Source organism: Algoriphagus iocasae (assembly GCF_014206875.1).
GTDB lineage: Bacteria > Bacteroidota > Bacteroidia > Cytophagales > Cyclobacteriaceae > Algoriphagus > Algoriphagus iocasae.
This window is the reverse complement of record NZ_JACIJO010000001.1, coordinates 907,557-919,620: the sequence shown is the minus strand read 5'-3', so window position 1 is coordinate 919,620 and position 12,064 is coordinate 907,557. Positions and strand designations below refer to the sequence as shown.

Below are 12,064 nucleotides of genomic sequence, written 5' to 3'. Positions count from 1 at the left end.
ATAGTTTTTGATTAACCATGGCAATTTCTCTGTTTGATTTTTGACTTTGGACGAAATAAGGTCGGATTTGACCCGACATTTGCCCGACATTTGCTTTAAAGGCTCAATTTAAGGATTTCAAATAATGAATGGCAAAACCTGCTTCAACGCTGGATTCCTATTCTCTGCCTTCCAAATTGCAGAAAGCTCCGTGAATTGTGGAATATTCGGAACCTGCATAAATCGGACATTCAACTCATATCCTTCCTTGAGCGAAGTAGGAACTATCGCCACCCCCATCCCATTTTCCACTAATTTGAAAATCGTCAAAGCATGCACAGACTTGTGTCTGATTCTAGGAGAGAATCCTGCATCCTTACAAATCCCGATAATCTGCTCGTAATATAGATTGCTATAGTCTGAAGAAAACAAAACGAAAGATTCATCACGAAATTGATTGACAGAATGAAAATCCTGAATCTGAATAGGATGATCTTTTGGCACTACCAACGAGAAACTATCCCGCAAAACTACCTTCATTTCCAAATCACTTGGCACAGAAGCCAATCTTACAAAACCCAGATCCAACTTATCTTTCTCTATCATTTCCACTTGGACTGCGTTGCTAAGCTCTTCCAAACTCGTACTGATCAATGGCTGTTGGGAATTCAATTTTGAAAGCAAATCTGGCAAAACCTGATTGGATGCCGATCCCAAAAACCCTATTCGAAGCTCACCAATTTTTCCTGATGCTATCAACTTCAGCTGGCTTTTGGTCATCTGCAGATGGTTCAACACAAAATCCACCTCCCCTTTCAGGTAATTGCCAGCAACTGTCAGCTCAACATGCTTTTGGTCACGCTCAAATAGCTTAACCTCCAGCAACTCTTCCAATTGCTTGATCTGCCTGCTCAATCCTGGTTGTGAAATAAACAAACGCTCTGCTGCCTTTCGAAAATTCAACTCTTCAGCTACAGCTTTGAAATAACTTAAATGTCTTAACTCCATGATAACTCAAAGGTATCATATATTGATAAAATTGATATCAAAAATTATCAATAAGGCTTGGTATCTTTGTAAAGACCCTAGAATATTTACCCAAATAATAATGGAAACTTTCAACTACGGATTAAACCAACTCACTGCCGGCGTAGCTTTAAAGCTAGCTAGGAAAGAAATAAAAGGCGTTTTAAGTATCGAAACCCGGGAAAAAGTTCAGGCTTCTTCACAAGCGGTTGCCAATATCGCTAAAGGTGAAAAGGCAGTTTACGGTATCAATACTGGCTTTGGCCCTCTTTGCACCAGCAAAATTTCAGCTGCTGACACCCAGACATTACAGGAAAACCTCCTGAAAAGCCATGCTGTTGGATTGGGAGAACCTGTGCCGATTGAAATCTCCAAACTCATGCTTGTGTTGAAGCTTCAGGCTTTGGCTCAGGGATATTCCGGAATTCGATTGGAAACCTTGGATCGAATGATTTGGATGTTGGAAAATGAAGTGATTCCAGTTGTTCCAATTCAAGGATCTGTAGGAGCATCCGGTGACTTAGCCCCACTTTCACATTTGTTTCTGCCATTGCTTGGACTAGGCAAGGTTCACTACAAAGGAGAGATTAAACGTACAGTTGAGGTGTTTGAAAAGCTTGGTATGAATCCACTTTCTCTTGGACCAAAAGAAGGTTTGGCGTTGATCAATGGAACACAATTCATGGCTGCCTACGGCGTAAAAATCGTGGATCGCCTGCATAATTTGTTGGTTCATGCAGACATTACAGGAGCAATGATGATCGAGGGGCTCATGGGTTCGATCAAGCCTTTTTCTCCAGAATTGCATCAGCTTAGACCTTTCGCTGGAAATCAGCATGTGGCTCAGACGATTCTGAATTTGCTTCATGAGTCCGAAATCGTCAACTCACATTTGGATTGTGCGAGAGTTCAGGATCCCTATTCTTTAAGATGTATGCCGCAGGTTCATGGGGCATCTAGAAATGCTTGGTTGCACCTGAAAGACGCAATCGAAACAGAAATCAATTCTGTTACTGACAATCCTGTTGTTTTCAGTGAAGACCATACGATTTCCGGTGGGAGCTTTCATGGTCAACCTATTGCTTTGCCTTTGGATTATGCCTGTCTTGCAGCTTCAGAATTAGGAAATATTTCTGATCGAAGAATCTACCTTTCTCTGGAAGGTGATACTCCTGGAGTGCCGAAATTATTGCTAAAAGAAACTGGTTTGAATTCTGGCTTGATGATTCCACAATACACCACAGCCGCTTTGGCATCTGAGAATAAGGGGCTTTGTTTCCCCGCTTCTGCCGACAGCATCCCAACTTCTTTAGGACAGGAAGATCATGTGAGCATGGGTTCGATTGGGGCAAGAAAAGCGCTACGCGTTATTGAGAATGTAGAGAAAATCCTGGGGATTGAGTTGTTTTATGCGGCTCAAGCCATGGATTTTCATGCCCCATTGAAATCTGGAAAAGTCATGACAGCCATCCATGAGCATGTTCGAACTAAGATAGAACCTGTCATAAATGACCGTGTAATGACTGAAGACATGGAAGCAGCAATCGAAATGATCCAAAGTGGTGAGTTGATTGGTATTGCTAATCAGGTAGCCAAAGAAGAAGGTTTGCCTTTTGATACGGAGTGGGGTGAATTATTTAGCTTTTAAAATTGCCCGCAGATTGGTGCAGAAAAAGACGCAGATTTCCGCTGATAAATAATAAAAATCTGCGCTTTTATCTGCGCCCCTTATCAGCGTAAATCTGCGGGAAACCAATAGAAACAACAGTGGTCTTTCTAAAAACCAACAAACCATGAAAAAACTAATCGGCCCTATATCACAACTATTGACTCTAGACAAACTCCCGTTAAAAGGTGTGTTGCAAGATGAGCAATTGGAAATTCTGGAGTATGCTGGGATCCTGATGGAAGGAGAAAAGATTTTGGAAATTGGAAACTTTAATGATTTAAAAGCCAAAGCAAAATCGTTAAATGCTGAGGTAATTGAGTTGGAGAAAGATTTTGTAGCTCTTCCAGGTTGGATAGATTGCCATACACATATTTGTTTTGGAGGTAGCCGAGCCAAGGATTTTGCCATGAGAAATGCAGGAAAATCTTACCTGGAAATAGCAGAGGCTGGAGGAGGAATTTGGGATACAGTCACCCAAACAAGAAACCTCAGTCAAGATGGCCTTGCTGAAAGAACTATTTCTAACGCAAATAGGCATTTAAGTGATGGAGTAACCACTATTGAGGTGAAAAGCGGTTATGGGCTATCATTAGAAGAAGAACTAAAAATGCTTCGTTCCATCAAACAAGCTAATCAAGAAGCCAAAGCAGACTTAATTCCGACTTGTCTTGCTGCGCACATGAAACCTCGCGATTTTGAAGGCACAAATCAGGAATATCTGGAAATGATTTCTAAACAACTTTTCCCAATTCTCAAATCAGAGATCCTCGCAAACCGAATTGATTCCTTTGTTGAGAAAAGCGCTTTTTCGCCAGGAGAAATAAAAACCTATTATCAAAAAGCGATGGAGTTTGGATTTGAACTGACTGCTCACGCAGATCAATTTACTACAGGAGGTTCTGAAGTTGCGGTAAATTTCAAAGCTAAATCCGCAGATCATTTGGAAGCTTCGACTGAAAAAGAAATCGCTCTTTTGGCTAATTCAGATACGATTGCGGTCGCACTTCCCGGAGCATCCATAGGTTTGGGATGTGATTTTACTCCGGCTAGAAAAATACTCGATCAAGGAGGTTCTTTGGCAATTGGAAGTGACTGGAATCCTGGTTCCGCTCCGATGGGAGATTTGCTCACACAAGCTTCGATTTTGGCAACGTTCGAAAAACTCAGCACCGCAGAAGTTTTTGCAGCATTGACATTTCGAGCTGCTTCGGCTTTGGGTTTAGAAGATCGAGGCAAATTAAGATCAGGATTTTTGGCAGATTTTAATCTTTATCCAACTTCAGATTATAGAGAAATCCTTTATAATCAAGGGAAGTTGAAACCAGCGCAGGTATGGAAAAGAGGAAGTAAGACGTGAGACATTAGATTTTAGATCCAAGAATCAAGACATTAAGTATAAACTCCAGATCATAGAATTACGACAGAGGTTCAAATAAAGCTCGTAAATCGTAATTCAAAAATCGTAAATAGCATGACTTTTAAAGAGCAAATATCCCAAGGCATTCCTTCTCAACTTCCTTCAAAAAGAACCCTAAACACAACTTTGAGCCATGCTCCAAAGCGCAAGGATATCCTTTCGGGAGAAGAAAAGAAACTTGCATTGACGAATGCATTGCGATATTTTCCTAAAGAATGGCATTTGGAATTGGCAAGTGAGTTTTTAACGGAACTGAAAGATTATGGCCGAATCTATATGTATAGATTTATGCCGGATTACGAGATGCGCGCGAGAGCCATCACTGACTATCCTGCCAAGTCAAAACAGGCAGCGGCAATTATGCTAATGATCCAGAATAATTTGGATCCAGCAGTTGCGCAGCATCCTGAGGAATTGATCACTTACGGTGGAAATGGAGCTGTTTTCCAAAACTGGGCTCAATATCTTTTGGTGATGAAATACCTGTCTGAAATGAGCGATGATCAGACTTTGCATATCTATTCTGGACATCCTATGGGACTTTTTCCTTCTTCCAAAGAAGCTCCTCGAGTGGTGGTAACCAATGGGATGATGATCCCGAATTACTCCAAACCCGATGATTGGGAGAAATTCAACGCACTTGGAGTGACGCAATATGGCCAAATGACCGCAGGTTCTTTTATGTATATCGGTCCTCAGGGAATTGTACATGGAACAACAATTACTGTGATGAATGCCTTCCGTAAAAAGCTGGGAGCCGGAAAGAAACCCGCGGGAAAGATTTTTTTGACTGCAGGTCTAGGAGGTATGAGTGGAGCACAGCCCAAAGCTGGAAATATTGCCGGATGCATCACTATTTGTGCAGAAGTGAATCCTGCTGCTGCCAGAAAACGGCATGAACAAGGATGGGTCGATGAATTGATTGAAAATTTAGACGAGCTCGTAATTCGGACACAGCTTGCCAAAAAAAATCAAGAAGTCGTCTCTCTGGCGTTCATTGGAAACATTGTAGATGTATGGGAGCGATTTGATAAAGAGGGAATTTTCGTAGAGCTGGGTTCTGACCAGACGTCTCTTCACAATCCTTGGGCTGGAGGTTATTATCCTGTTGGGCTTTCCTTTGAGGAGTCAAACAAGCTTATGGCAGAGGATCCAAAAACTTTCAAGGAAAAAGTACAGGAGACTTTAAGGAGACATGCTGCTTCCATTAATTCCCATGTAGCAAAGGGAACCTACTTTTTTGACTATGGAAATGCCTTTTTGCTGGAAGCATCCAGAGCTGGAGCAGAAGTTATGGCTGAGAATGGTATTGATTTCCGATATCCATCTTATGTGCAAGATATCTTGGGTCCGATGTGCTTTGATTATGGATTTGGACCATTCCGATGGGTATGTACTTCCGGAAAAGCGGAGGATTTAAGAAAATCAGACCAGATCGCTGCGAAGGTTCTAAAAGAAATCATGCAGAATTCTCCTTCTTCTATTCAACAGCAAATGCAGGATAACATTACCTGGATCGAGGAGGCTGAAAAGAACAAATTGGTCGTTGGGTCACAGGCGAGAATCCTATATGCAGATGCGGAAGGAAGATCGAAAATCGCTAAAGCCTTCAACGATGCTGTACTATCAGGAGAAATTTCTGCTCCGATTGTGCTGGGTCGAGATCATCATGATGTAAGCGGAACCGATTCACCTTTTCGTGAAACAAGCAATATCTACGATGGAAGTAAGTTCACAGCTGATATGGCGATTCATAATGTGATCGGGGATAGTTTCAGAGGAGCCACTTGGGTTTCAATCCACAATGGCGGCGGAGTTGGCTGGGGAGAGGTAATGAATGGAGGATTTGGGATGGTTCTGGATGGATCGGAAGATTCAGAAAGAAAACTGAAATCCATGCTTTTTTACGATGTGAATAATGGAATTGCAAGAAGAGCTTGGGCCAGAAATTCGGGATCATTGGAAGCGATCCAAAGGGAGATGGACAGAAGTCCTCAATTAAAAGTTACGGTTCCAAATCTGGTAGATCCTAGTATTTTGGATAAATTGCTTTAAAAAAAAGCAATGAGCGAATTCCATCAAAATCCAGAAACTTCCAATTGGTTTGGTAGAAAATCCGATTCGATCGAATATTGGCACCAGGCAAGCATCTCTGTCAACGATTTACAAATCGATTCAAATACTGAGAATCCTAAAGTTGGAATTTTGGGATATGCAGGAGAAGAAGGCGTGAATAGAAATCAAGGAAGGCTAGGCACCATAGCTGGACCAAAATCTATTCGCAATATGATGGGAAGTCTTGCTTTTCACCTTCCCGAAAAAACCAGGATTTTTGATTATGGCGATGTGATTACTGTAAACAGTGATATGGAATCCAGCCATAACCTGATAACAGACACTGTGAAAAGTCTTTTGGAAACCAATCACTTCCCAATCTTGCTTGGAGGTGGACACGATTTGGCTTTGGCCCATGCAAAGGGAATTTATGATTTCCTTAAACCAAAGAATGAAAGGCTAGGGATCATTAACCTAGATGCTCATTTTGATTTGCGACCCCTCGTTAATGGAAAAGGCCATTCTGGATCGCCTTTTTATCAGCTTGCCGAAGAGTTTGGAGATGATTTTCAATATTTATGTTTAGGCATCCAACGATCCACCAACCCAAAATCATTATTTGATACCGCTGAAAGCACCGGAACCAAATGGATGGTCATGGAAGATTTCAGACTTAATAATTGGGAGGTAATCCAAGAGAAAATACTCTGGTTTTTAGATTCTGTTGACAAAATTTATTTGACGGTGGATATGGATGGATTTGCATCAGCATTTGCGCCTGGGGTGTCTGCCCCATCTCCAATGGGTTTTGAACCTGAGTTTGCCTTCAAAGTTTTTGAATTGATCGCTTCAACAAAAAAGTTGATTTCCATGGATGTAGTCGAACTCAACCCTAATTACGATATTGATAATTGTACATCCAGACTAGCTGCAAGATGTGCCGAATATGTAGCAAGAAAGGTTTTTAGTTAATAAATCAACAATAATGTTTCATTTCAAGAATACTTTTTATGCTCTTTCATTGAGTGCTTTTTTAGCTTTTGGTTGTCAAAATTCAGAAAGTAACATTCAAGAAATACCAACTTTTGAAATTACTGGTAAGTCAGTAAATGATTTCGATAAGGTAGTAGAGTCCGTAGAATTTATCCCATTGCTAAACAACTCCGATTCTCCCGCAAATTTGAATTGTAGTATATGGAATCTATTTATTACCAATGAATACATCGTTTATGCAACGATCTGTAATCCAACCGCTAAAATCCATCTTTTCGATCTAAAGGGTAACTATTTAAAAACTTTTGACCGAGCTGGGGAAGGGCCAACAGAATACCAAAATATCCAGGGAATTAATTTCACGGAAGACACTTTGAGTCTTTCTGTTGGGGCTGGTTTAATCAAACATTATAGCTTTCCTGACTTTGACTTTATTGGAAGTGAAACCATCTTGGAAGAATTGGCTTTCTTACCGACTTTTCAAGAAATCATACCAAACAAATGGTTAGTATCTCCCATGTTTGATGGAAAAACAGATGAGGAAGGAAAATATAAAGTATTCAAAATAGTTGATTTAGAGAATGATCAATTTATTGATATACCACTTAAAGCAAGTCCTTTAGCTGCAGAAATCAGTGAAGGCGAAATAGCTAAATTAGGCCAATCTTACTTGCTGAATTTCGCATTTTCTGACACCCTCACCATCTTAGAAAAGACTGCAACAAAACCTTTTGGCGTATTAGATTTTGGAGAAAGAGGGATTTCAAAACAAGAATTAAATAGAAACCCAGAGGACTTCGAAAAAACTGTAGTTCAACAACCCTATGCTTTTAACATGGGAAAAATCTGGTACACAGATTCCATAGCAAGGATAAAAACTTTTGCTTTAATCAAAAATCAAGACATGGATTTATCAGACATGCGGACTTTTCCAATTCATGAGGTTTTCCTCAATTTCTCCAATCAAAAAGTCACCGCTTTCCCTTCTTTTGCAGGTTGGTCCAATGGAAAAGGATTTGCGAAAGACGGATATTTCTATGATGTACTACGAACAGAAGACTGGATCCATGCTTTGGAAACTGGAGCATTTGGTAAATACGGGGATCAATTGAAAGATCAACTTTCTAAAACAATCGGATTTGAAGATCCGATTGTCATCAAGTATAAGCTTAAGTTCTAATTAATACGCTGAGCTTTAAGAATCAAAAGCCTCCCATAAAATCTCTACAGGATGCTTTGCTTTCCGGCCAGTTCCATCTGCAATTTGATGTCTACAGGAAGTCCCTGGAGCAGCAATGATCGTTTCGGAATCAGCTATTCTCACAGCAGGGAAAAGCACCAACTCTCCCACTTGCTGTGAAACTTCAAAATGCTCTGCTTCATACCCAAAGCTTCCAGCCATACCACAGCATCCACTTGGGATCGTTTCCACAGTGTAATTTTTAGGAAGGGAAAGGATTTTTTGCGTCCAAAGTAATGAGGAAAGCGCTTTCTGATGGCAGTGACCATGAAGCTTGATCTTCTGGCTTTTGGTAGAAAAAGATTCTGGTTTAATATTTCCAGCAGCAGCTTCCTGAGCCAAAAACTCATCAATCAGCTTGACATGAAATTTCAGTTTTTTAGCTGCATCGACTAACTCTTTGCCCACAATCCGCGGGTATTCATCTCTAAAACTCAAAATAGCAGAAGGCTCCAAACCAATCAAAGGCGTATTTCCATCTATCAATTCCGCAAACACTTTCACATTCGCTTCCGCATGTTTTTTCGCTTTTGGCAACAAGCCTTTTGACAAAGCCGATCGTCCGCTCTCTTCGTGATCCACAATTCTGACTTCATACCCGAGCTTTTTCAACAAGGAAATAGCTTTAATCCCGATCTGAGTATCATTGTAATTGGTAAACTCATCCACAAAAAAGTAGACAGATTTGATAGTTTTGGCTGTTCCAGGAAGTGAATCATAATTTTTCTTGTACCACTTTCTCAAGCTTTGAGAACTAATGGCCGGCAAATTTCTACTTGGAGCCACACCAAGAACAGATTTCATCAATCCTCCAGTGACACTATTACTCAAAAAGAAATTAGCGATTCCTGGAACGATTGAGCCCAATTCATTCAATTCATTGATATGAGCAAAAGCTTTTGATCGAAGTGGTGTTCCATTAGTTTTTTGATATTGGTAAAGGAACTCTGCTTTCAAACTGGCCATGTCCACATTCGAAGGACACTCGGCAGTACACCCTTTACAACTCAAACACAGATCCATCGCTTCTTTGATTTCTGGATGATCAAAGGCATTCTCCTTTTTGTCCATTGTCAAAAACTCACGTAAAGTATTGGCACGACCTCGAGTTGTATCACGTTCATTTCTGGTAGCCATGAAACTAGGACACATCGTCCCTCCTGAACCCGGAAGTTTTCTACAATCCCCAGAACCGTTGCATTTCTCAGCTAAACGAAGGATTCCTCCAACCTGAGAAAAGTCCATCATCGTTTTATGCTCAGGCGTTTCTTGGTCCGGCTCATATCTTAGAAATTTATTCATTGGGGCAGCATCCACAATTTTCCCGGGATTGAAAATATTTTGAGGATCCCAAGTGAATTTCACCCTTCGGAAAAGCTCGTAATTCTTCTCTCCGACCATCATTGGGATAAAAGCAGCACGGACACGACCATCTCCATGTTCACCGGAAAGCGAACCTTGATACTTTTTCACCAATTCTGCAGAGGCTTTCGATATTTGGTAAAACTCCTCCACATCTTTGGACTTTTTCAAATCCAAAATAGGACGTAAGTGAATTTCCCCTGCACCGGCATGGGCATAATGAACAGGTTTTTGATTGAAACCTTTCATCATCTCATCTACTTCGTCGATGTAATCTGCCAAATCCTCAATGTCCACCGCGGTATCTTCAATACATGCAACCGCTTTTGGATCACCCGGAATATTGGCAAGAAGACCAAGTCCTGCTGACCTTAGCGCCCAAGCAGCTGAGACCATCGCTGGTTCAATTATCGGGTAGGCATAACCAATTCCTGACTTTTTAAAATCTTCCACCAAAGCATGGCCTTTTGCCATGGCTTCTTCTAAGGTTTGACCTCGGAATTCCACCATTAAAAGTGCTTCTGGATCACCTTCGACGAAATATCTGTTTTTGGAATATTCAATACTTTCTTTCGTACAATCCAGAATGATCTTGTCCATCAATTCCACTGCAGTTGCTGGATGTTTCATCGCAGTTTGGGAAGCCACCATACTTTCATGGATCGTCTCAAAATGTGCAGCTACAACAATTTCGATGGGATCAGGTAAAGGATCCAAGCTGATTTTAATCTCAGTAGTAAATGCCAATGTTCCTTCCGAACCTGTCAAAAGTTTGCAGAAATTAAACTTTTCCTTTCCTTCAAAAAGCTCGGATTTCAATAATTCATCCACTGCATAGCCAGTATTTCTTCGGTGTATGGATTTCTTCGGGAACTGCGCATGGATTTCCTCTCTTGCTTCGGGATTATTCAATTCATCAAAAATCTGCCGATAAATCTTACCCTCCAGAGTATTGAGCCCACATTTTCGGTCAAAATCATCTTGGGATATCTCTTCAAAAACTGCCGAATTCCCGTCACTTAAAATGGTATTAAGGGAAATGACTTTATCCCGAGTCACACCATATACAATCGAAGTAGTACCAGAGGAATTATTCCCAACCATACCTCCTATCATTGCACGATTGGCGGTAGAAGTAATCGGGCTAAAGAAAAGCCCATGAGGTTTTAAGAATCTATTGAGTTCATCCCTTACCACACCTGGTTGTACCCTCACCCATCTTTCCTCCACATTCAATTCAATGATTTTAGTGAAGTTCTTTGCCACATCAACCACGATTCCATTTCCAACGCACTGACCAGCCAGTGAGGTCCCTGCAGTTCTTGGGATCAGAGAAGTTCCATTTTCTGAAGCAAAACGGATCAACTTCTGGATATCTGCCTCAGTTTTTGGAAAGGCTACTGCCAAAGGTATTTCCCGATACACGGAAGCATCGGTGGAATAGAGGGTTTTTGTTAAAGTATCGAATTGCAAAGGTCCTTCTAATTGGGTAGAAAGTTTCTGCAACAAAGGCAATAGGTTAGGCTGGTCTGAACTCATGTTCAAAAATAACCCGATGAGATGGATTTAAAGAAATGTTGAGCAAAAGAATTTGGAAATGATTATTGGACAATATTCAATGATCAATTCTCAAAGCCAAATAATTGAATGCACCATGCTTGTAGCTATCGTGTGAAATTCAATCATCCTTTTCAAAAGTCTCTTTGCTCCTAGCGATATCGCCATTTGGAAAAATCATTCTTGTCTGTAATTCATCTTCACTTCCATTCAATTTAATTAAATAGTTGTAAGTGTAAATTTTATCATAATCAAAAATTCTAAGAATATCTCCAATGATCAGCCACTTCCCCTTTTTTAAAACAACCTCCTTTTTCCTCGGATTAACATCAGTCCAGTAAACCGTATCTTCCTTAAATTCATAATAAGCATTTGTTAAATAAAGCTCATTCACTTCAAGGATCTCATCTTGTTGAACTTTTGGCGTAGCCTTAAATGCTGCAGAATTCACCAAATTGAAATTTGCCTCTGCAAAGGTTAATTTCCATTTACCCAATAGAGCAATAGGGTCAATTAAGAGTATCAGAAGAAATAAAAATCTCATATTTTTTTTCTTTAGATTAAAAATCAGAAAAACTACTAAATATAAGTTAGTTATATATTGATCAATTTAATAACAGATCGCAAAATATTTAACACTTAGTTAAATAATAGACGTTAAATGCAATAAATACCTAATTAATTAATATGATTATCCGCAATGGAGCCAGTAGTTAAAGAATGAGTTAAGAATTCGCGGATAATCGGTCATAGACGACAGTCCACT

The 12,064-nt window shown here is 40.3% G+C and carries 8 protein-coding genes; 5 read left to right on the top strand and 3 right to left on the bottom strand.

Translation table 11 applies throughout. The features are described from left to right. Nucleotides 1-117: 117 nt before the first annotated feature. The gene (locus FHS59_RS03960) at nucleotides 118-987 is read right to left on the bottom strand and encodes a LysR family transcriptional regulator (RefSeq protein ID WP_184493245.1); all 870 of its coding nucleotides are present in this window, start codon (nucleotides 985-987) and stop codon (nucleotides 118-120) included. 100 nt (nucleotides 988-1,087) lie between these two features. Here FHS59_RS03960 and hutH point away from each other — a divergent pair, with 100 nt between their 5' ends. The 5 genes from hutH (at nucleotide 1,088) to FHS59_RS03935 (ending at nucleotide 8,319) form a co-directional block, all read left to right on the top strand. Then, the gene (gene hutH, locus FHS59_RS03955) at nucleotides 1,088-2,653 is read left to right on the top strand and encodes a histidine ammonia-lyase (protein ID WP_184493243.1); all 1,566 of its coding nucleotides are present in this window, start codon (nucleotides 1,088-1,090) and stop codon (nucleotides 2,651-2,653) included. A 145-nt stretch (nucleotides 2,654-2,798) separates the two neighbouring features. After that, nucleotides 2,799-4,031, top strand: coding sequence for an imidazolonepropionase (hutI, locus tag FHS59_RS03950; protein WP_184493241.1), 1,233 nt, complete (start codon nucleotides 2,799-2,801; stop codon nucleotides 4,029-4,031). A gap of 114 nt (nucleotides 4,032-4,145) precedes the next feature. Next, nucleotides 4,146-6,146 (top strand): urocanate hydratase, encoded by a 2,001-nt coding sequence (locus FHS59_RS03945; protein WP_184493239.1) that lies wholly within the window; start codon nucleotides 4,146-4,148, stop codon nucleotides 6,144-6,146. Nucleotides 6,147-6,155: 9 nt separating this feature from the next. Next, on the top strand, nucleotides 6,156-7,118 hold the full coding sequence (hutG, locus tag FHS59_RS03940; RefSeq protein ID WP_184493237.1) for a formimidoylglutamase: 963 nt from the start codon (nucleotides 6,156-6,158) through the stop codon (nucleotides 7,116-7,118). Nucleotides 7,119-7,131: 13 nt separating this feature from the next. Next, nucleotides 7,132-8,319: a 6-bladed beta-propeller gene (locus tag FHS59_RS03935; protein WP_184493235.1), complete on the top strand. Its 1,188-nt coding sequence runs from the start codon at nucleotides 7,132-7,134 to the stop codon at nucleotides 8,317-8,319. A 15-nt stretch (nucleotides 8,320-8,334) separates the two neighbouring features. Here FHS59_RS03935 and FHS59_RS03930 read toward each other — a convergent pair whose 3' ends face one another. Both FHS59_RS03930 and FHS59_RS03925 read right to left on the bottom strand, forming a co-directional pair. Next, nucleotides 8,335-11,280, bottom strand: a complete 2,946-nt coding sequence (locus FHS59_RS03930; RefSeq protein WP_184493233.1) for an FAD-binding and (Fe-S)-binding domain-containing protein — start codon at nucleotides 11,278-11,280, stop codon at nucleotides 8,335-8,337. A 139-nt stretch (nucleotides 11,281-11,419) separates the two neighbouring features. Next, complete coding sequence (locus tag FHS59_RS03925; RefSeq protein WP_184493231.1) at nucleotides 11,420-11,749, bottom strand: hypothetical protein; 330 nt, start codon at nucleotides 11,747-11,749, stop codon at nucleotides 11,420-11,422. Nucleotides 11,750-12,064 lie beyond the last annotated feature (315 nt).